This window comes from Ensifer sp. ENS02, from assembly GCF_014851885.1.
GTDB lineage: Bacteria > Pseudomonadota > Alphaproteobacteria > Rhizobiales > Rhizobiaceae > Ensifer > Ensifer adhaerens.
On sequence record NZ_JACVAO010000007.1, the window covers coordinates 220,291 to 241,085 of the forward strand.

The following is a 20,795-nucleotide window of genomic DNA, read 5'->3' on the forward strand; positions in this document are numbered from 1 at the left end:
CGCCGGTTTGACTGAAATGGGGCAGAGGCAAGAAATGACCTCATCGTCCCATGGCTTCCAGCTTGCTTTTCGGCTCGTGTCAGGCACACTGTAATCGTTCTGTCACAACAGAAGGCCGGATTGCCGATGACCGATGAGCCGGATTTGCCGCAAGGCGAGGCGCGCCATCAGCGCGAGACCACTTCCGAAGTGGTCGTCGATCTTCACGAATACAAGAACGCCAAGAACGCTCCCCCCATCACTTTCCATCGTCGCGAATTGGATCAGATCCTGTGGGTCTACGGCCGTATGGTCGGCGAAGGCGAGTGGCGGGACTACGCGATCGACCACCTGAGGGACCGCGCGGTCTTCTCAGTGTTCAAGCGTTCGGGCGAAATGCCGCTCTACCGGATCGAGAAGAACCCGAAACTGGCCGCGAAACAGGGCGCCTATAGCGTGCTGAACATTCACGGCACGATCCTGAAGCGCGGTCACGAGCTCGCCCAGGTGCTCAAGGTATTCGACAAGGTGCTGAGGCTGGTGGAAACCTGACCAGCGGGAAAGGGTGCCATCAGGAGACGCACGCCGACGTCACGGGCAGCAACGGCACGACCTGCCTACGGCGCGCTGCGAGGCGCTTCGCCGACTGACATTCTTCAGCAAGCGATGGTCACTGGTAGAGGGTGTCCGGATAGACGTCTTCCGGCGGGTCGGTCGCCTGGCCCTCGCCGAGCGCGAGCTGCATGATCGTCGTGTCGAGCCAGCGGCCATGCTTGAAGCCGGTCGCTTTCATCGTGCCCTGGAGTTCGAAGCCGAGGGACCGGTGCACGGCGATCGAGGCTGGATGGGCACCGCCGATCACCGCGACCATCTGGCGGAAGCCGAGTTCCGTGCAACGCCGGACGAGCTCGACCAGCAGCGCCTTGCCGGCACCCTTGCCGCGCGCTTCCGGCGCCAGGTAGATGGAATCCTCGACCAGGAAGCGATAGGCCGTGCGCGTGCGGAAGCCGGATGCGTAGGCATAGCCGATGATCGTCCCGCCCGCGTCTACCGCAACCATGTACGGGTAGCCGCTGCCGATGATCGTTTCGAACCGGGCCCGCATCTCCTTTTCGGATGGCGGGTTAATCTCGTAGGTCGCAACGCCGTGCAACACGGATTCGCGATAGATCTCGGTGATGACGGGAAGATCGGCCAGGGTGGCGTCGCGCAGGGTCAGGGACATGGCTAAAGACTTTGATCCCAAGGTTTCGTCGTCCTTTCACTCCCACGGAGCCCGGACGCTTTCAAGCTGCTTCAGCAAACAAAAAAGGCGGCCGAAGCCGCCTTTTCCGTCTGCTGTTCAGACTTAGTTGTTCCGGTTGCCCATGAACTGGAGCAGGAACATGAACAGGTTGATGAAGTCGAGGTAGAGCGTCAGCGCGCCCATGATCGCCTTGCGGCCGGCAACGGTGCTGTCATCGGCTTCAAAGTACATTTCCTTGATTTTCTGCGTGTCGTAGGCGGTGAGGCCTGCGAAGATCAGCACGCCGATCACGTTGATCGCGAAGGCGAGCGCCGAAGAGCCGAGGAAGATGTTGACGATCGATGCGATGATGACGCCGAACAGGCCCATAATCAGGAACGTGCCGAAACCCGACAGGTCCTTCTTGGTCGTGTAGCCGTAGAGCGACAGCGCACCGAACGAAGCGGCCGTGACGAAGAACGTCTGCGTGATGCTCTGCTGCGTGAAGACCAGGAAGATCGACGACAGCGACAGGCCCATCAGGGCCGCATAGATCCAGAACGTCGTCTGCGCGGCAGAAACGCTCATGTTATTGATGCGGAAGCTCATGAAGAACACGAGGCCCAGCGGAGCGAGCATTACCACCCACTTTAGCGGGCTCGTATAGATCGCAGCACCGAACGCGGTCAGTTGGCCATCGGAAAACGCCATCTGGAACGTCAGGTAGGCCGCGACGCCAGTGATCGCCAGACCAAGCGCCATCAGGTTGTAGACCTTCAGCATGTATGCGCGAAGGCCTTCGTCAATCACGGCACCCGCCTGAGCGCCGGCGGGCGACATTCGGGTTTGGTAATTTCTCAGATCAGCCATTGTTTCCTCATTCAAGCTCCGGTGGAAGTTACGGTGTCGGGCGGCGAGTATCGCCCTGGAAGATGAGCTTCCACGCCCAGGCGCCGCTGCGGAGCTCCAGCATGCCTGTGGACAAATATGATGCCGAAACCCGCTGCACACAAGACCCGGCACTCCCGGATTCCGTTGCACCGGGCCGATTCAGACCGGCGCAATAGGGATTTACGGTTAACTCGGCCCGGTCAAAGTTCGCGCAGGACCGGCGCCGCCTTCTGCCCGAGAATGCGCCATGTACCGGCAAGTCCGATGCCGACCGTCATCACCAGCGCTGCCACAACCGTCACGATCGCCACGTCGGGCAGGAAGCTCGACGGCAGCGTCATGATGCGGTTGACGACGAACCAGGCGGCGATACCGCCGGCAAACAGCGCAAAAACTGCGGTTGCAAGACCGAGGATCGCGTATTCGTAGCTGAACGCCTTGATCAGCGTCACCCGCGTTGCCCCCAGCGTCTTCAGGACCACCGCATCGTGGACGCGCGCCCGGTTGCCGGCCGCAAGCGCGCCGGCCAGCACCAGCACGGAGGCGACGAGCGCCACGGCCGCGGCCGCCCGGATCGCCGTTGCCAGCTGACCGAGCAGCCCATTCACAATGTCGAGAGCGTCCTTCACCCGTACGCTGGTGATCGTCGGATAGGCATTGGTGACGGCCTTCAGGACCGCCGCCTCCTCTTCCGGCGTCGCCGACGGATCGATCACAGTCGCCAGCCAGGCATGCGGCGCGCCGGCAAAGGTGTTCGGCGAGAACACCATGACGAAGTTGATCGACAGCGATTCCCACTCGACATTGCGGAAGTTGGCAATCTTGGCGGTGATGTTGCGGCCGAGCACATTGACGGTGACCGTATCGCCGATCTTCAGGCCGAGTTCGCCGGCCTCCTCGGACGAGAAGGAAACCAGGGGTTCGCCGCTGTAGTCGGCCGGCCACCAGGCGCCTTCGGATAGCGTCGAATTCTCCGGCTTGTTCTTGGCGTAGGTGATACCGCGGTCGCCGCGCAGCACCCATTGGCCTGCAGGCGGCACGTTGCGGCTGTTCACGTCCTCACCGTTGAAGGCGGTGATGCGGCCGCGCAGCATCGGCACCTCGATGACCTTGCCCTTCGGGATCGCCTGGTTCAGCACCGAGCGGAAACCTTCAATCTCACTGCCCTGGATATCGACGAAGAAGAAATTCGGTGCTCGCTCCGCCATGCTTCCGGTGAGTTCGCGGCGCAGATTGCCGTCGATCAGCGCCAGCGTCACCAAAAGCGCCAGACCGAGCCCAAGCGACAGCACCACCGAGGAGGTCAGCGCACCCGGACGGTGAATGTTGCCGATCGCCAGTCTGAGAGCCGGCGAATTGACCCGCGGGCTGCGGCGCGCGAGCCAGGCGATCGCGAGCGCAACGGCCCTGAGCACGATGAAGGCGAAGGCAATCGCGCCGAGGAAGACGAGCGAAATATAGCGGTCGTAAGCCGTAAAGATCGCCAGGCCGGCGAGCGCGGCAAGACACGCGACGGCGCCGAGCAGATAGGGCCAGGCCGGAAAACCCGAGGGATCGAAACCCTGCTGGCGGAAGAGTGCGGTCGCAGGAATGGCGCGCGCCCGTCCGAGCGGCAGGATGGCGAAGGTCAGCGCCGTCAGCACGCCGAACAGGGCGGCAAGCCCGAGCGCGCCCGGATAGAGATGGAAGGCGGTCGAAATCGGCAACAGGTCGGCCAAAAACTGCGCCGCGACAAAGGGGATCAGAGCCCCGAGCACGAGCCCGATAACGATGCCGATCAAGGCGATCATCAGGATCTGTGCGAGATAGATCATCGCCACCAACGCAGCGGGCGCGCCCAGGCATTTGAAGGTCGCGATCACGCTGCGCTTGGCATCGAGATAGGCGCGCACTGCATTGGCGACGCCAACGCCGCCGACGATGAGCGCCGTCAGGCCGACAAGCGTCAGGAACTGCGAGAAACGCGTGATGTTGGCCGTCAGCGCCGGTGCTGCGTTGCCGCTGGTGCGGATCGACCAGCCGGCTGCCGGCTGGCTTTTCTCCGCCTCGGTGCGAACGGCCGCGACCCCTGCCGGATCGGCGAGCTTCACCTTGTATGTGTGCTCGACGAGGCTTCCGGTCTGCACCAGTCCCGTCGCCGCCAGGGCTTCGTCCGAGACCATCAGGCGGGGCGCGAAGCCGAAGCCGTCGGAAAGCGCATCCGGCTCGCGCGTGATCCTGCCGGCGATCCGGACACGGGCGTTGCCGAGAAGGATTTCGTCTCCGACCTTAACGTCCAGGCGGTCGAGCAGCAGAGGCGCCACGACCGCACCGAAGACGTCGCCATCGCGTGCGATGAGGTCGTGCAGCGGCCTGTCGGGTTCGCTCTCCAGCGTGCCATAGAGCGGATAGGCCGCATCGACGGCCTTCAGTTCCACCAGGGCTTGATTGGAACCGTCGGGCAGCCGCGCCATAGATCTCAGGCCAGCGGAAACCGCAACGGTTCCAAGACCATCGAGATAGGCGCGCTCTTCGGTCGTTGCGACACGATTGTTAAGCTCGAAGCGAATATCGCCGGCGAGCAGTTCCTGACCCTGCGATGCGATCGTCGCTGTGATCGATTGCGACAGCGAGTTGACGCCGGCAATCGCCGCCGTACCCAGCGCAATGCAGGCGAGGAAGATGTAGAAGCCCTTGAGCCCGCCGCGCATTTCACGCAGCGCCAGCCGCAGGGCAAGCAGCGGCCGCAGCCGTACCGAAGGCGCGCCGATCATGCCGAGGCCGCCTGCTGGACCGGCGCCACGGCCACGGGGTCCGCGGCGCCGCCGGCAACGATCTCGCCCGAGCGCACCCGCACCTGCCGCGCGCAGCGGTCGGCAAGGGCGGCGTCATGGGTCACGAGCACGAGTGTCATGCCGCGGTCACGCTGTTCGGCGAAAAGCAGATCGGCGATCTGCCGTCCGGTTTCGGCGTCGAGGTTGCCGGTTGGTTCGTCGGCGATCAGAAGCTTCGGCGAGGGCGCAAGCGCCCGGGCGATCGCAACGCGCTGCTGCTCGCCGCCCGAGAGCTGGCCGGGATAATGGCTGAGCCGCTCGCCGAGGCCGACGGCGACAAGCTCCTTGCGCGCGATCTCGAAGGCGCCCGGGACATTGGCCAGTTCGAGCGGCACGGCGACGTTTTCGAGTGCCGTCATGTTGGGAATGAGGTGGAAAGACTGGAAGACGATGCCGATGTTGCGCCCGCGAAAGTCCGCAACCCTGTCCTCGTCGAGCCGGTGCAGCGGCGTGCCGTCGATGACGATCTCGCCGCGATCCAGCCGCTCGAGCCCGGCAAGCACCATCAGCAAAGTCGACTTGCCTGAACCGGACGGGCCGACGATGCCGACCGATTCTCCGGCATTGATCGTCAGGCTCATGCCTTTCAGCACATGCACCGAGGCGGCCGCCTCGCCCAGCGTCAGATCCGCGTTTTTAAGTTCGATGATGGTGCTGGCCAAGCGAAACAACCCTATATGAAACGAAGTGGGGAACAGAAACGGCATTCGGGATTTAGGAACAGGCCCATGGCATTAAAAGGATTTCAACGGGTTTTCTTGGCACTGATGATGACATTTGCGTTATCATGCACCGCACGCGCCGAGACGATCAGCCTCATCGGGTTCGGCGACAGCCTGATGGCGGGTTATCAGCTCCCGCCGGAGGACGCCTTCCCGGCCCGGCTCGAAAAGGCGCTGAAGGAAAAGGGCTTCGACGTGACGATCGCGAACGCCGGCGTTTCCGGCGACACGAGTTCCGGCGGTCTTGCCCGCATCGACTGGTCGGTGCCGGATGGTACCAAGGGCGTGATCCTCGAGCTTGGCGCCAACGACGCGCTGCGCGGCATCGCGCCTGAAGAGACCCGCAAGAACATCGAGGCGATGATCACCCGGCTGAAGGACCGCGGCATCGCCGTGCTGCTCGCCGGCATGATGGCGCCGCCGAACATGGGCGCCGACTACGCCGCCCGCTTCAACCCGATCTATCCGGAACTCGCCAAAAAATATGGGCTGGAACTCTATCCGTTCTTTCTCGACGGCGTGGTGACGGAGGCCAAGCTCAAGCTCGAAGACGGCATGCATCCCAATGGCGACGGCGTCGGCGTCATGGTCGAGAAGGCCCTGCCCGTCGTCGAGCGGTTTCTGGCAACGCTGAACAAGACGGAGTGATGACATCGTCCACAGTTAAGGCAACGTTAATATTCTGAAGCGTCAAATACCAGTTGCGTGCAGATGCGATGCGTGATTCGCTAAGACATCTGCAAGAGATTCGGGGAGCTCGCCATGCCGAGACTATTCACCGCCCTCGAAATTCCGCGCAATGCTGCAATGAGTCTTTCATTGCTGCGCGGAGGTCTTCCCGGAGCTCGCTGGATCGATGTGGAGAACTACCACATCACCCTGCGCTTCATCGGTGACGTCGACTGGCGCACCGCCGACGAGATCATCGACAAACTCGATCGCATCGAACGTCCTGAATTCCAACTGCAACTGAACGGCACCGGCGCCTTCGGCTCGAAGAAGCCCCACTCGGTCTGGGCCGGCGTTACCAACCATCCGGAAATGTATGCGCTGCAGGCCGAAATCGAGCGCATCTGCCAAAGGCTCGGACTGGGGCCGGACCCGCGCAAGTTCACCCCGCACGTGACGCTGGCGCGGCTGCGCTCCAGCCGTGTCGAAGACGTGGTCGAGTACCTCTCGGGGCGCGGCAACTTCATGACCTCGCTGTTCACGGTCTCCCGCTTCGTGCTGCTCTCGTCGCGCGATTCAGTCGGCGGCGGACCGTACCTGACGGAAGAGGTTTTCCCGCTTCACGAGGTGCGTTCGCCGAGCCTTTCGAGCAACGACGAACATCCGGCCTCCAGCATCTGGTAAAGCGCCTCGAAGGCTTCCCGCCCTTCGTAATAGGGATCTGGCACGTCCCGCAGGTCGCCTGACGCATAATCGAGAAAGAGATGCACCTTCTGCGCCGTGCCATCCGGCGCGAGCCTTTTCAGCGTGCGGACATTGTTCTCGTCCATGCCGAGGATGAGGTCGAAATCACTGAAATCTGCCTCCGCCGCCTGGCGTCCGCGCAGTGTAGAAATATCGATGCCGTGCCGCCGCGCCGTCTCTATCGATCGCCGGTCCGGCGGATCGCCGATATGCCAGGCGCCGGTTCCGGCCGAATCGATCTCCAGCGCTACAGCCAATCCCTTTTGCTCCGCCAATGCGCGCAACACGCCCTCGGCAAGCGGCGACCGGCAGATGTTGCCGAGACAAACGAAAAGAACTCTGACCGGTTTCATGCTATTCAGATTCGAAGGCTGGAGACAGTTGACGCTTATACGCGACAGCTCGGGCTTCGAACAGGCGCATGGGAGGACACAAGCGATGGCAGCGGAGAGACTGGACGAAGCGACGATTGCCGACAACCTTCACAAGATGGAAGGTTGGGTGCGGGCCGAAGACGGCAACTCGATCTGGAAGGCGTTCCGCTTCAAGAACTTCGTCGAGGCCTTCGGCTTCATGACCGAATGCGCGATCGTCGCCGAGAAGCTCAACCATCACCCGGAATGGTTCAACGTCTACAATCGCGTCGACGTGACGCTGACGACCCATGACGCCGGCGGATTGAGCGAACTCGACTTCAAGCTGGCGGCGCGCATGGACAAGGCAGCGGCCGGCCGCATGCCCGATCATTTGAAATAGGACGCGGAATTCCCATATTGAAAGCGCCGGAGCGCCGCGCGTTCACGAGAACGCCTGGCGCCCGAGAATATAGCGGAAGCGGGACGATGGACGACATCAAGATTGGTGAAATTCTCTTGCCTGGCGAAGAATCCGAGCAGGAGCGGCGGGAAAAGCGCGTGAAGCGCCGCTTCTGGCCGACCTTTCGCCGAGCTGCCCGCCAGATCCCATTCAGCCGCGACCTGGTTGCCGCCTATTACTGCGCCATCGATCCGAAGACCCCGACACGCACCCGCGGCATCCTGCTTGCAGCCCTCGCCTACTTCGTGCTGCCGATCGATATCATCCCCGACGTGCTGGCCGTCGTCGGCTTCTCCGATGACGTTGCCGTCTTGACCGCGGCCTTTGCTGCCATCAGCGGGCAGATCAAGGAAACGCACTATACCAAGGCCGACGAGACGCTGGCCGATACGCCGGAGAGCTGACGCCGGACGCCGCCTGTCCGGTTGTGGCGCCGCATTCCCGCCCGAAAGTCAAACTCTTGCCTAATTCTTTGTGGCATAGATCTGCAAGTGACGCTGGTCGCGCGCTTTGGTGCGGCTGACGCCATGCAATGGCTTGGGGCAGGAAACCTTCTGGAACGGGCATTCCGAGGCAACGCGCATCCTCGATCGAGCCCGGTTCGGCGAAGGCGCGAATCGGCGGTCGAAAGGCACTGTGCGATGGGGCAAACCGCTCCATTTCGGGGCTAAAGCCGCGGTTTTCGGCCACCGTTGACGGTTTGGTAACCTGAATTAAGTCAAAACAAATCAAATCATGACTACGCGTCGCCCGTCTGACCTGTTTCGGGTGATCGAAAAGCAAGAAAAGCGGCAGGACCTCATGTTTGTAAGAAAGATCGCAACCGCAATCGCACTCGTTCTGGCCACCGCCAGCATGGCTGCCGCCCAGTCTCCGACGCGCATCCAGCAGTTCAACGCCTGGGGCGCCTATTCCTACAATGCCGGCGGCGGCAAGGTCTGCTACGTACTCTCGGTTCCGAAGGAAAAGAGCCCGGCCGGCGTCGACCATGGCGACATCTTCTTCCTCGTTTCCCAGCGCCCCGGCCAGAACATCAGCTACGAGCCTCAGGCAATGATGGGCTATGCTCTGCAGGAAAACTCCAAGGTCAACGTCGTCATCGACGGCCGCACCTTCGTGATGTTCACCAAGGGCAATTCGGCCTGGGTCGAAAATGCTGCCGAAGAGCCGGCACTGGTTGCCGCCATGAAGAACGGCAAGGCCATGTCGGTCAACGCCAAGTCGCGCAAGGGTACCGCGACCTCCTACTCCTACTCGCTCTCGGGCATCTCCGCTGCGCTGAAGCAGATCGAAGCCTGCAAGTAATCGCGAGACCGAAAGTCACGCGTAGGGGCCGGCTGCAAAGCCGGCCTTTTGCGTTCAAGGGGCCTGCCTCGTGACTCCCAGCCAAAACAATGCTAAAGGGCGGCCAACTTGAGAGCCTCCGCGCCCCGATAGGCCGCTTTCGATGGCTCGACCGATTTCAATTCGCGCATCAGGACGATTTCCGGACCCGCTCTCCGGACGGCCTCTCGCCGTATGACAGGACATCATGAGCATGGCAGCCACTGAAATTCTGAACCGGGTGGAAATCGCCAAGGCGCCGCAGGTGCGCGCAGCCGTAGAGGCGGAAAAGCCGTCGCTGATCGGACTTCTGCGCGAGGACATGGCCAAGGCACTGGTCGAAAAGGGCGTGCCAGAACGCCAGGTCAAGATGCGCGTCAGCCAGCTCTGGCACTGGCTCTACGTGCGTGGCGTCTCCGACTTCGATCACATGACGAACGTGTCCAAGGACATGCGCGAGATGCTGAAGCAGCATTTCACCATCGCGCGCCCGGAGATCGTCGAGGAACAGATTTCCGGCGACGGCACCCGCAAGTGGCTGTTGCGCTTCCCGGCGCGCGGCGCCGGACGACCGGTCGAGATCGAGACCGTCTACATTCCCGAGGAAGGCCGCGGCACGCTCTGCATTTCGAGCCAAGTCGGCTGCACGCTCACCTGCTCCTTCTGTCACACCGGCACCCAGAAGCTGGTGCGCAACCTGACGGCCGAGGAAATCCTCGCGCAGCTGCTGCTTGCCCGCGACCGGCTCGGCGACTTCCCGGAGCGCGACACCCCGCAGGGCGCGATCGTGCCGGCCGAAGGCCGCAAGATCACCAACATCGTGATGATGGGCATGGGCGAGCCGCTCTATAATTTCGAGCAGGTCAAGACCGCCCTTCTGATCGCCTCTGACGGCGAAGGCCTGTCGCTGTCCAAGCGCCGCATCACGCTGTCGACCTCAGGCATCGTGCCGGAAATCTATCGCACCGGCGAAGAGATCGGCGTCATGCTGGCGATCTCGCTGCATGCCGTGCGCGACGACCTGCGCGACATGCTGGTGCCGATCAACAAGAAGTACCCGCTGAAGGAACTGATGGACGCCTGCCGCGCCTATCCCGGCCTTTCCAACGCCCGCCGCATCACCTTCGAATACGTGATGCTGAAGGACGTCAACGACAGCCTCGAAGACGCCAAGCAGTTGGTGAAGCTCCTGAAGGGTGTGCCCGCGAAGATCAACCTCATCCCCTTCAACCCCTGGCCGGGCACCAACTACCAGTGTTCCGACTGGGAGCACATCGAGAAGTTTGCCGACTTCATCAACCAAGCCGGCTACGCCTCGCCTATCCGCACACCACGCGGCCGCGACATCCTTGCCGCCTGCGGCCAGCTGAAGTCGGAATCCGAACGCATGCGCAAAGTCGACCGCCTCGCCTTCGAAGCGATGATGATCGCCAATCACGGCGAAGATTGAGACGAAGCGCCTCCTCGGGTCCTTCGTTCCTCGCCCATCACCCATCGATGAAGAACTTTGATGGGTGATGCAGTTCCTATCGATTGATTTCATGTCATCGGTTTCCTAAGAAAGCGGGACATCAATTGGAGGACAACCCATGCGCTCGCTTCTCATCGCCCTTGCCGCCACGGTGGCATTCACCCTGCCCGCCCGTGCCGATGAGGTGACCGTCGCCGTAACCGCGATCGTCGAGCATCCGGCACTCGACGCGGCACGCGACGGCGTGAAGGACGCGCTGACCGCCGCCGGCTACAAGGAAGGCGAGAACCTCAAATTCATCTACGAGTCGGCCCAGGGCAACCCGGCGACCGCCGCGCAGATCGCCCGCCAGTTCGCAGGCGAAGCGCCGAACGTGATCGTTCCGATCTCGACGCCGTCGGCCCAGGCGGTCGTCTCCTCGACCCGCGATATCCCGGTCGTCTTCACCGCCGTTTCCGACCCGGTCGGCGCCCAGCTGGTCAAGGACATGGACAAGCCCGGCGGTAACGTCACTGGCCTCTCCGACATGTCGCCGGTTGCCGAACACGTCGCCCTGATCAAGGAAATCCTGCCGAACGCCAAGTCGATCGGCTACCTCTACAATTCCGGCGAAGCCAACTCCGTTTCGCTGCTCGCGGTGCTGAAGACCGAGGCCGAAAAGGCCGGTCTGACCGTCGTCGAGTCCGCCGCGACCAAGTCGGCTGAAGTCCAGGGTGCTGCCCGCGCCCTCGTCGGCCGCGCCGATGCGATCTACGTGCCCACCGACAACACGATCATCTCCGCACTTGAAGGTGCCGTCGCCGTCGCCGAAGAAGCCAAGCTGCCGCTCTTCACCGCCGACACGGACTCGGTTGCCCGCGGCTCGCTCGCAGCCCTCGGCTTCAACTACTACGACGTCGGCAAGCAGACTGGCGAAATCGTCGTTCGCATCCTCAAGGGCGAAAACCCGGGTGATATCGGCGTCAAGGTTGCCGCCGGTTCCGACCTGGTGATCAACAAGAAGGCCGCCGAGAAAATGGGCGTCACCCTTCCGGAAAGTGTCGTAAAGCGCGCAACCCGCGTCGTTGAATAAGGCTTTCGGCCTTTTCAGGTTCAAGTTTGTTGCGTTTTGCCCGCCTCCGTTCCATACGGGGGCGGTTCGCTATGAGGGGCCCGGAACACCGGAGGCCGCTCCAAGTTTCTAAGCCGCACATGCGCCCGGCCGTGCGCCCCATGTGCCAAGCGGGAGCGTCGCGCTCATAAGCACAATCAGGCGCGACAGGTAGAAAAGAGGGTCTGGGGTTGAGTCTAATTGCTTTCTGGGGAGCCGTGGAGCTGGGGCTGGTCTATGCCTTCGTTGCCCTCGGCGTCTTTCTCGCATTCCGGGTTCTCGATTTTCCCGACCTCACGGTCGACGGATCGTTTCCGCTGGGCGCCGCCGTCACCGCGGTCCTGATCATCGCCGGCGTCAATCCATGGCTTGCCGCCTGCGTGGCGATGGTCGCGGGTGCCGCAGCCGGCATCGTCACGGCGATGCTCAACGTGCGCTTCAAGATCCTCAACCTGCTCGCCTCGATCCTGACGATGATCGCGCTGTTCTCGGTCAACCTGCGCGTCATGGGCAAGCCGAACGTCGCGCTGATCAACGCCGACACGATGCTGTCACCCTTCTACGGCCTCGGCTTGCGCGATTTCTACGTCCGGCCGCTGTTTATCGGCGTGCTCGTGGTCGTCGCCGTCATCATCGTCTGGCGCTTCCTTGAGAGCGATGCCGGCCTTGCGATGCGCGCCACTGGCGCCAATGCCCGCATGGCCCGCGCACAGGGCGTCGACACCAACCGCCAGATCTATCTCGGCATGGCGATCTCCAACGCGCTCGTCGCCTTCGGTGGCGCTCTGTTCGCCCAGACCAACGGCTTTGCCGACGTCACCTCGGGTGTCGGCACCATCGTCGTGGGGCTTGCGGCCGTCATCATCGGCGAGACGCTGCTCGGTGCCCGCGGCATCCTGATTGCGCTGATCGGCTGCGTGCTCGGCTCGATCCTCTACCGCATAGCGATCCAGCTGGCGCTGTCGACCGACATGCTCGGGCTGCAGGCCTCCGACCTCAACTTCGTGACCGCGGCACTCGTCACCTTCGCCCTCGTCCTTCCCCGTCTGCGTCGTGGAGGTGCGGCATGATCAGCGTCAACAACATCGAGGTCATCTTCGGCAAGGGCACGCCGCTGCAGAAGCAGGCGCTGAACGGCGTCAGCCTGACGATCGAGCAGGGCTCCTTCGTCACCGTCATTGGCTCCAACGGCGCCGGCAAGTCGACGTTGCTCGGCGTGCTCGCCGGCGATGTGCTGCCGAGTGCCGGCCAGGTGACGATCGGCAAGACAGACGTCAGCCGCAAGGGTACCGCTGCGCGCGCGGGCCTCGTCGCTCGCGTCTTCCAGGATCCGCTGACCGGCAGCTGCGGCGCACTCTCGATCGAGGAAAACCTGGCACTCGCCGCCAAGCGTGGCGAAGCCCGCGGCCTCACCGCAGCCCTCGGTCCGAAGCGCCGCGAACATTTCCGCGAACGCATCGCCGAGCTCAACCTCGGCCTTGAAAACCGCATGGGCGACCGCATGGACCTTCTGTCCGGTGGCCAGCGCCAGGCGGTCTCGCTGGTCATGGCGACGCTCGCAGGCTCCGAAGTGCTGCTGCTCGACGAGCATACGGCAGCCCTCGACCCTGGCATGGCCGAGTTCGTGATGAACCTGACGCAGAAGATCGTCTCCGAGCGCAAGCTCACGACGATGATGGTCACCCATTCGATGCGCCAGGCACTCGACTACGGCCACCGCACCATCATGCTCCACGGCGGCGAGATCGTTCTCGACGTCGCCGGCGACAGCCGCAAGGAACTGCAGGTCGAGGACCTGATCGCCATGTTCCGCCGCATCCGCGGCCAGACGCTCGACGACGATGCGCTGCTGATCGGCTGAGTACAGAAGACTAATTCACAACAAGGCCCGGGCATCCAAGATGTCCGGGCTTTTTGTTTTTGTTTACCGAGCCGTCGTCATGAAAATCTTCACCGCAAACACCGAGAAGACGCCGGCGAAGCTGAAATCAAGTGCCCGCATCACGCCCTTGTTGCGCTGCAGCCAGGAGGCAAGCCAGTCGGCGGTGAAGACGACCAGCATGTTCACCGGCATGCCGATGGTGATGAAGAACAGGCCGAGGAACAGAAGCCTGCCGGTGACCGAGGGATCATCGGCGCTGACGAACTGCGGCAGGAAGGTCATGAAGAAGATGATGACCTTGGGGTTCAACAGGTTCACCCAGAAGCCGGCCGAGATGTTGGCAAGCGCCTTGCCTTCCGTCGGCTCGACCTTCTGCACCGAAATGCTGGAGCCGAAGCGCATCGCCTGCACCGCAAGCCAGAGCAGGTAGGCGGCACCGCCGGTCTTGAGGATGGTGAATGCGGTTGGCGAGGCGGTGATCAGCGCCGAGATACCGAACGCGACGAGCAGCGTATGCACGACGATGCCGAAGCTGGTGCCGAGCACGACGAAGAGCGCGGCCTTCTTGCCCTGGGCGAGCGCCCGGCTGATCGAAAGCGTCATGTCAGGGCCGGGTGTGGCCGCCAGAAGCAGCGTCGCAGCGGCAAAGGTCAGGAGGGTCGGCAGGCTGGGAATGAAGTCCATCGTCGTTTCCTCGGCACGGGGGTCGCCTCCAGTAATCCTGCGCCTGCGCTTTTGCCAGCGGATTCGCATCGTCAAGCGTTCTAGCGCTTGTATCGCCGCAGGTTCTGGCTAAAGTGCCGCAGATTTGCACGCGGCATCGCCGCCCTCCCCAAGACCAGACGGACGGAAACCATGGCATCGCATAAAGACGTGAAAAAGGTCGTTCTCGCCTATTCGGGCGGTCTCGACACCTCGATCATCCTGAAGTGGCTGCAGACCGAACTCGGCGCGGAAGTCGTCACCTTCACCGCCGACCTCGGCCAGGGCGAAGAGCTCGAGCCGGCCCGCAAGAAGGCCGAAATGCTCGGCATCAAGGAGATCTACATCGAGGACGTCCGCGAGGAATTCGTCAAGGATTTCGTCTTCCCGATGTTCCGCGCCAACGCCGTCTATGAAGGCGTCTACCTGCTCGGCACCTCGATCGCCCGCCCGCTGATCTCCAAGCACCTGATCGATATCGCCAAGAAGACCGGCGCCGACGCGATCGCCCATGGCGCGACCGGCAAGGGCAACGACCAGGTTCGCTTCGAGCTTTCCGCCTATGCGCTGAACCCGGACATCAAGATCATCGCGCCGTGGCGCGACTGGTCGTTCAAGAGCCGCACCGACCTGCTCGAATTCGCCGAGAAGCACCAGATCCCGGTTGCCAAGGACAAGAAGGGCGAAGCGCCGTTCTCCGTCGATGCCAACCTGCTGCACTCCTCCTCCGAGGGCAAGGTTCTCGAAGACCCGGCACTGGAAGCCCCTGAGTACGTGCACATGCGCACGATCTCGCCGGAAGCCGCTCCCGACCAGGCCACCGTCATCAAGATCGGCTTCGAGCGCGGTGACGCCGTCTCGATCAACGGCGTACGCCTGTCGCCGGCAACCCTGCTTGCCAAGCTCAACGAGTACGGCCGCGACAACGGCATCGGCCGTCTCGACCTCGTCGAGAACCGCTTCGTCGGCATGAAGTCGCGCGGCGTCTACGAGACCCCCGGCGGCACCATCCTGCTCTCCGCGCACCGCGCAATCGAGAGCATCACGCTCGACCGCGGCGCCGCCCACCTCAAGGACGAGCTGATGCCGCGCTACGCCGAGCTGATCTATTACGGCTTCTGGTTCTCACCGGAGCGCGAGATGCTGCAGGCCGCAATCGACAAGAGCCAGGAGCATGTCGAAGGCGAAGTGACGTTGAAGCTCTACAAGGGCAACGTCATGGTCATCGGCCGCGAGAGCGACAAGTCGCTCTACTCCGACAAGCTCGTCACCTTCGAGGACGACCAGGGCGCCTACGACCAGAAGGATGCCGCCGGCTTCATCAAGCTCAACGCGCTGCGCCTGCGCACGCTGGCCGCGCGCAACCGCTAAGACGACGCGTTTTGAAGAAAGAAGCCTCCGCGACCCGTTCGCGGAGGCTTTTTCATATGCAGGGCGAAGCGGTATCGATGCCGATGCCGCACCAGATTTCTACTCCGCCGCTTCCGAAAGCGGGTCCTTGACCGGCACGGCGAGCGGCTGCGAGCGAACGTTGCGGCGATACCAGACATAGCTCAGGATGCAGACGAGGCCGAAGCATGGAATGATCGTGCCGAGCGCCAGCACCGGAGCGCCGACCGCCGCGGCGATCGCGCCACCAAGCAGCCCCGAGCCCATCTGGACGAAACCCATCACTGCCGACGCCGTGCCAGCGATGTCCGGAAACGGCGCCATCGCCGCCGTCATCATATAGGGCATGACGAAGGCGATGCCGAAGGCATAAATCCCGATCGGCAGCATGACCGAGAGGAAGCTCGGCGGCAGCATGTGCATGGTGTAGGCAAGCGCTAGGCTGGCCGCACCGATGAAGACGAGGCCGGCCGGCACCAGCGCCTGCGGCGTGAAACGCCGCATCAGCAGCCGCACCACCACGGTTCCCGAAAAGAAAAGGCCCGACTGCATCAGCATGCCGACGCCGAACTCGGTCGGTGTCAGCCCCACCGCATTGATCAGTACGAAGGGCAGCATGGTCGCCCAGGCATAAAGTGCGCCCACCGCTCCGCCGATCACAAGTGTCGAGGAAACGAAGCGGCTGTCGCTCACCAACCGCCGATAGGCCGCAAGGATGGGCTTCAGGTGGCCCTTGGCCGGATCCGGGGTCGCGGTCTCGGCCATGAAAAACTGCACGGTGAGACAGGCCATGGCGGCAAAGCCGACCATCAGGAAGAAGATCGACTGCCACCCGAAGAGACCGAGCGCCAGGCCGCCAAGCGTCGGGGACACGGCGGGTCCGAGGGCCAGCATCATGCCGATCATGTTCATGATGCGTGCGGCTTCAGTCCCGGTGAACTGGTCGCGCACGATCGCCCGCGCCACGGTCATCCCGACGGAGGCGCCGATGCCCTGCACCAGGCGGCCGGCCAAAAGCACCGCGACGGAAGGCGCAAAGGCCGCCATCAGGCTGCCGACGAGGTAGATCGCCATGAAGATCAGCGTCGCGCGGCGGCGACCGATGACATCGGAAAGCGTGCCAGACACCAGCTGGGCAAAGGCGAAGCCGGCGAAATAGAGCGACAGCGTCATCTTGATCGCCGCTTCGCTGGAGGAGAAGGCGCGCACCAGTTCAGGCATCGCCGGCGTATAGAGCGCCATGGAAACGGGGCCGAGCGCCACCAGGAAGGCACCGATGATGCTTGTGCGCCGCTCGCTCATGCGACGCGTCATGGCGCGGCTCCGACCCGGACTTCGGCCTTCTCCGCTGTCTCCTTACCGGCAAGGCACGGATCGAGCTGACGCAAATTGTCACGCAGGATGCGCAGGTTGGAACAGAGAAGCGCGCGCGCTTCCGAGTCCAGCCCTTCCGTATAGGCATCCATCATTTCGCGAAGACCGGTCATCAGCTCGTTGAACAACGGACCGGCCTTTTCGGTGATGACGACATTCTTGGCGCGGCGATCCGCCGGATCGGGAACGCGGGCGACGAGCCCGTTCGCCTCCAGCCTGTCGAGATAGGCCGACAGCGTCATCGGCTCAATGCCCATGCGTGTGGCGATTTCGGCCTGTTTGATGCCCTCGGTGAGCGCCACCTGGATCAACGTGCGCGCCTCGCCAGGCGTGATGCCCAGATCCATGGCATTGACCTTGCGGTCGAAGGCCCCGCGCAAGAGGCGCGAGACATCGGTCAGAAGCATTCCAATGGTTTCGGATTCTAGCTTGAAGGGCATCATGATCGTTCACAGGTGATATAATAAGTTTTACTTATCATACCCTGTGAAAACGTTCAACGCGGAAGGCCATCTTTCCCTTGCCAGTTTAACGGTAAAACTTGCAAGGATTCAACGTATTACCTTCGCAATCCCGCGCGGGACCGTCGTTGTTGTGTCTCAGCCCTCAAGCTCCTCGCGCAGCATTTCGAGCTCCAGCCATTCCTCTTCCATGCGAGCGAGGTCGGCACGCAGCTTTTCCAGCTCCTGCGCCAGCTTCGCAAAAGCATTTGGATCTTTTGTGAAAAGATTGGGGTCCGCCATCTTTTCTTCGCGCTTGGCAGCCTCGGCTTCCGCCTTGGCAATCTCTTTCGGCAGGTTTTCGAGCGCGAATTTCTGCTTGTAGGAAAGCTTACCCTTGGCAGCCTTCGGCGCTTCGGCGACAGGGGCCGCCGCCTCGGCCTTGGCCTTTTCCGCCTTCTCGGCCTTGCGCTTCTCCTCGATCGCGCCCTTGCGCTGCGCCATCATGTCGGAATAGCCGCCGGCATACTCGATCCAGCGTCCATCCGGCGCCTCCGGATTGGCCGGCGCAATCGTCGAGGTGACGGTGCGGTCGAGGAAGTCGCGATCGTGGCTGACGAGGATCACCGTTCCGGCAAAACCGGCGACGATCTCCTGCAGGAGGTCGAGCGTCTCGATGTCGAGGTCGTTGGTCGGCTCGTCGAGGATCAGAAGGTTGGTTGCGCGCGCGAGGATGCGCGCCAGCATCAGCCTTGCGCGCTCGCCGCCCGAAAGCTCGCGGATCGGGGTGCGCGCCTGCTCCGGCTGGAACAGGAAGTCCTTCATGTAGCCGGTGACGTGGCGCTGCTCGCCATTGACCAGCAGGTTGTCGCCGCGCCCGTCGGTCAGGTAGTGCGCCAGCGTTTCGTCGAGATTGAGGTCTTCGCGCTTCTGGTCAAGCGTCGCGATTTCGAGATTGGTGCCGAGCTTGACCGTGCCCGTATCCGGTTCGATCTGCCCGGTCAGGATCTTCAGGAGCGTCGTCTTGCCGGCGCCGTTCGGGCCGACCAGACCGATGCGGTCGCCGCGGTGCACGCGGATCGAGAACGGCGCGACGATGGTACGCTCGCCATAGGCCTTGGTGACCTTCTCCGCCTCGATCACCAGCTTGCCCGATTCCTTGGCGTCGGCGGCCGTCGCCTGTACCGTTCCCTGCGGCCCCTTTTGGCCGCGATAGGTCGCCCGCATGGTCTGCAGCTCACCGAGGCGGCGCATGTTGCGCTTACGTCGTGCGGTCACGCCGTAGCGCAGCCAATGTTCCTCGCGCTCGATCGCCTTGCCGAGCTTGTGCTGCTCCAGTTCCTCGGCCTCCAGCACCTCGTCACGCCAGGCCTCGAAATGGGCAAAGCCGCGGTCGAGCCGCCGCGACTGGCCACGGTCGAGCCAGACGGTCGCGGTCGAGACCTTTTCCAGGAAGCGCCGGTCGTGCGAGATCAGAACGAGCGCCGAACGGCTGCGGATCAGTTCGTCTTCCAGCCATTCGATCGTCGGCAGGTCGAGATGGTTGGTCGGCTCGTCGAGCAGCAGGATATCCGGCTCCGGCGCCATGACACGGGCAAGCGCCGCGCGACGCGCTTCGCCGCCCGAAAGGCGCTTCGGGTCTTCCTCGCCGGTCAACCCCAGGTGCTGCAGCAGATAGGCGACGCGATAGGGATCGTCACTCGGGCCGAGTCCTGCCTCGGCATAGGCCTGCACGGTGTCGTAGCCGTCGAAATCCGGCGCCTGGTGCAGATAGCGGATGGTCGCGGAGGGATGGCGGAAGATTTCGCCCGACTGCGCCTCGGCCAGACCCGCGGCAATCTTCATCAGCGTCGACTTGCCCGAGCCGTTGCGGCCGACAAGACAGATGCGGTCGCCCGGTTCGACTTGAAAATTGGCGCCGGCTAGCAGCGGCGCGCCACCGAAGGTGAGGAAGATGTCGTCGAGTTTCAGAATGGGAGGCGCCAAGGCTCAGGCTCCGGAAAGATCATAGGGGCGGGCGAGCACAATGGCGCGACCGCTCTGGAGAGTGAAGCGAAGGGGACCCTCCGCAACGTTGGAAACGGTTCGGGACGAGCCGAACGGCAAGGTGAAATCGTCGAGCGGATAGCGCGCATTGACGATCGAAAGACCGGTAAGCTCGGTCAACCCGAGCACCGAGAAGAGGCAGCCCTTCGGCAAATCAAGGTCGAGCGAGCCGGCCAGCAGCGGATAGGCCTCTTCCTCGCCCGAGGTCATCAACACGGAAAGGCCACGCTCGGCAAGGGCAACAGCATGCAGCAGGTGCATGAAGGCGTGATCACTGCGGGTGCCGCCGAGTGCGCCGGCGAAAATCAGGCGGTCGGCTCCACGCGACAGCGCCGCCTCGACCGCGATCTCCCCGTCCGTCGCGGCCTTCGCCGCCGGATAGGGCTCGCGCGGGACGGAGGCGTAGTCCGCAAGAAGGGCTTCCTCGGTCGAGTCGAAATCACCGACCCAGACATCCGGCACGATGCCGAGCAATCGGGCATGGCGCATGCCGCCGTCAGCCGCAATGAAGCGACTTGCGGCCAGCTGGTGAGCCAGCCGGTCGGTCAGCGAAAGGGCGCCGCCAAGCAGAATGGTGAAGGTCGATCGAGACATGGCAAAGCCCATAGCGCAAAGGACCGCCGAAGGAAAACGAAGAAAACCGTCGAACGAGCGGTTCTCGATATTTTGGTCAGACCATCAATGCCCCTCGGGCACCGGATCGGGGAAAAGCATGCCGGCATAAATGCCGGGGGTCGAATCCGGAATCTCGACGGCGCCGGCCACCCGCTCGTAGAACTTCGCCGGCCCGACGCCGCCGATAATCGCGTAGCCATAGCCGGCCTCGCGCATCGCCGTGAGGCTTGCAAGCAACAGTGCCTCACCGATCCCCTGCCCGCGCATGCTTTCGTCGACGCCGGTCGGACCGAAGAAGCCGAGTGCCGTTACGTCGTGGCAGGAAAAGCCGACGATCTTTTCGTCATGGACAGCGACGTGCATGCGCGTCGGGGTGGAGGAAAAGGCGGCTTCCGCCTCGCCCGCCCATCCGGCACCGAAAGTCCTTTCGATCCAGGAAACAACCAGGCGGCGCTCCGGCGCCATGGCGCGGCGAATGCTGACGCCAAGGCCAAGCTTCGACTGAGGTTCAGCCGGCAGGGCATAAAGTCGAACAAGCATATCGGGCATGACATTTCCTCCTCGCTGCCGTTGTGTAGCGCAGTTGGCGGCATACGCAAACACG

At 63.0% G+C, this 20,795-nt stretch carries 22 protein-coding genes; 11 read left to right on the forward strand and 11 right to left on the reverse strand.

All coding sequences use genetic code 11. From position 1 onward, the window contains the following. The first annotated feature begins 126 nt into the window (after positions 1-126). Positions 127-531 (forward strand): DUF2794 domain-containing protein, encoded by a 405-nt coding sequence (locus IB262_RS16785; protein WP_034802844.1) that lies wholly within the window; start codon positions 127-129, stop codon positions 529-531. 118 nt (positions 532-649) lie between these two features. Here IB262_RS16785 and IB262_RS16790 read toward each other — a convergent pair whose 3' ends face one another. From IB262_RS16790 to IB262_RS16805, 4 genes are all read right to left on the reverse strand, one after another. Next, on the reverse strand, positions 650-1,204 hold the full coding sequence (locus IB262_RS16790; RefSeq protein WP_034802847.1) for a GNAT family N-acetyltransferase: 555 nt from the start codon (positions 1,202-1,204) through the stop codon (positions 650-652). A gap of 123 nt (positions 1,205-1,327) precedes the next feature. Beyond that, positions 1,328-2,074 (reverse strand): Bax inhibitor-1/YccA family protein, encoded by a 747-nt coding sequence (locus tag IB262_RS16795; protein ID WP_112976158.1) that lies wholly within the window; start codon positions 2,072-2,074, stop codon positions 1,328-1,330. A gap of 221 nt (positions 2,075-2,295) precedes the next feature. Then, positions 2,296-4,848 (reverse strand): ABC transporter permease, encoded by a 2,553-nt coding sequence (locus IB262_RS16800; protein ID WP_192493702.1) that lies wholly within the window; start codon positions 4,846-4,848, stop codon positions 2,296-2,298. Beyond that, on the reverse strand, positions 4,845-5,570 hold the full coding sequence (locus IB262_RS16805; protein ID WP_034803135.1) for an ABC transporter ATP-binding protein: 726 nt from the start codon (positions 5,568-5,570) through the stop codon (positions 4,845-4,847). The genes IB262_RS16800 and IB262_RS16805 overlap by 4 nt, the downstream gene beginning before the upstream one ends. Positions 5,571-5,675: 105 nt before the next feature. Here IB262_RS16805 and IB262_RS16810 point away from each other — a divergent pair, with 105 nt between their 5' ends. Further along, entirely contained in the window at positions 5,676-6,278 is a 603-nt protein-coding gene (locus tag IB262_RS16810; RefSeq protein ID WP_234798767.1) for an arylesterase, read from the forward strand. A 114-nt stretch (positions 6,279-6,392) separates the two neighbouring features. Continuing rightward, the gene (gene thpR, locus IB262_RS16815) at positions 6,393-6,983 is read left to right on the forward strand and encodes an RNA 2',3'-cyclic phosphodiesterase (RefSeq protein WP_060521463.1); all 591 of its coding nucleotides are present in this window, start codon (positions 6,393-6,395) and stop codon (positions 6,981-6,983) included. Here the strand turns inward: thpR and IB262_RS16820 are convergent. Then, entirely contained in the window at positions 6,920-7,396 is a 477-nt protein-coding gene (locus IB262_RS16820; protein ID WP_112976160.1) for a low molecular weight protein-tyrosine-phosphatase, read from the reverse strand. The genes thpR and IB262_RS16820 overlap by 64 nt on opposite strands. A gap of 85 nt (positions 7,397-7,481) precedes the next feature. Here IB262_RS16820 and IB262_RS16825 point away from each other — a divergent pair, with 85 nt between their 5' ends. The 7 genes from IB262_RS16825 to IB262_RS16855 all read left to right on the forward strand — a co-directional run bounded on the left by IB262_RS16825 (position 7,482) and on the right by IB262_RS16855 (position 13,604). Beyond that, entirely contained in the window at positions 7,482-7,799 is a 318-nt protein-coding gene (locus IB262_RS16825; protein WP_034802855.1) for a 4a-hydroxytetrahydrobiopterin dehydratase, read from the forward strand. A gap of 86 nt (positions 7,800-7,885) precedes the next feature. Continuing rightward, positions 7,886-8,263 carry a YkvA family protein gene (locus IB262_RS16830; RefSeq protein ID WP_034802857.1) on the forward strand — a complete coding sequence of 126 codons (378 nt, stop codon included), beginning with the start codon at positions 7,886-7,888 and terminating at the stop codon, positions 8,261-8,263. Between the two features lie 397 nt (positions 8,264-8,660). Further along, positions 8,661-9,164 (forward strand): invasion associated locus B family protein, encoded by a 504-nt coding sequence (locus tag IB262_RS16835; protein ID WP_034803141.1) that lies wholly within the window; start codon positions 8,661-8,663, stop codon positions 9,162-9,164. Between the two features lie 232 nt (positions 9,165-9,396). Then, positions 9,397-10,632 carry a 23S rRNA (adenine(2503)-C(2))-methyltransferase RlmN gene (gene rlmN / locus IB262_RS16840; RefSeq protein ID WP_034803143.1) on the forward strand — a complete coding sequence of 412 codons (1,236 nt, stop codon included), beginning with the start codon at positions 9,397-9,399 and terminating at the stop codon, positions 10,630-10,632. Positions 10,633-10,771: 139 nt separating this feature from the next. Continuing rightward, a complete protein-coding gene (locus IB262_RS16845; RefSeq protein ID WP_090295239.1) occupies positions 10,772-11,725 on the forward strand; it encodes an ABC transporter substrate-binding protein in 954 nt (317 codons plus the stop codon). A gap of 209 nt (positions 11,726-11,934) precedes the next feature. Beyond that, a complete protein-coding gene (locus tag IB262_RS16850; protein ID WP_043622284.1) occupies positions 11,935-12,813 on the forward strand; it encodes an ABC transporter permease in 879 nt (292 codons plus the stop codon). After that, the gene (locus IB262_RS16855) at positions 12,810-13,604 is read left to right on the forward strand and encodes an ABC transporter ATP-binding protein (RefSeq protein ID WP_034802864.1); all 795 of its coding nucleotides are present in this window, start codon (positions 12,810-12,812) and stop codon (positions 13,602-13,604) included. The genes IB262_RS16850 and IB262_RS16855 overlap by 4 nt, the downstream gene beginning before the upstream one ends. A gap of 63 nt (positions 13,605-13,667) precedes the next feature. Here IB262_RS16855 and IB262_RS16860 read toward each other — a convergent pair whose 3' ends face one another. After that, positions 13,668-14,309, reverse strand: coding sequence for a LysE family translocator (locus tag IB262_RS16860; RefSeq protein WP_192357445.1), 642 nt, complete (start codon positions 14,307-14,309; stop codon positions 13,668-13,670). Positions 14,310-14,480: 171 nt separating this feature from the next. Here IB262_RS16860 and IB262_RS16865 point away from each other — a divergent pair, with 171 nt between their 5' ends. Further along, positions 14,481-15,698 (forward strand): argininosuccinate synthase, encoded by a 1,218-nt coding sequence (locus IB262_RS16865; RefSeq protein WP_034802869.1) that lies wholly within the window; start codon positions 14,481-14,483, stop codon positions 15,696-15,698. A 99-nt stretch (positions 15,699-15,797) separates the two neighbouring features. Here IB262_RS16865 and IB262_RS16870 read toward each other — a convergent pair whose 3' ends face one another. From IB262_RS16870 to IB262_RS16890, 5 genes are all read right to left on the reverse strand, one after another. Further along, complete coding sequence (locus tag IB262_RS16870) at positions 15,798-17,030, reverse strand: multidrug effflux MFS transporter (RefSeq protein ID WP_112976163.1); 1,233 nt, start codon at positions 17,028-17,030, stop codon at positions 15,798-15,800. Next, a complete protein-coding gene (locus IB262_RS16875; protein ID WP_060586623.1) occupies positions 17,027-17,530 on the reverse strand; it encodes a MarR family transcriptional regulator in 504 nt (167 codons plus the stop codon). Before IB262_RS16875 ends, IB262_RS16870 begins: the two co-directional genes overlap by 4 nt. 159 nt (positions 17,531-17,689) lie before the next feature. Continuing rightward, complete coding sequence (locus tag IB262_RS16880; protein WP_192493703.1) at positions 17,690-19,516, reverse strand: ABC-F family ATP-binding cassette domain-containing protein; 1,827 nt, start codon at positions 19,514-19,516, stop codon at positions 17,690-17,692. 3 nt (positions 19,517-19,519) lie between these two features. After that, positions 19,520-20,170 (reverse strand): thiamine diphosphokinase, encoded by a 651-nt coding sequence (locus tag IB262_RS16885; protein WP_034803166.1) that lies wholly within the window; start codon positions 20,168-20,170, stop codon positions 19,520-19,522. Between the two features lie 84 nt (positions 20,171-20,254). Beyond that, the gene (locus IB262_RS16890; protein ID WP_060521470.1) at positions 20,255-20,740 is read right to left on the reverse strand and encodes a GNAT family N-acetyltransferase; all 486 of its coding nucleotides are present in this window, start codon (positions 20,738-20,740) and stop codon (positions 20,255-20,257) included. Between the last annotated feature and the right edge of the window lie 55 nt (positions 20,741-20,795).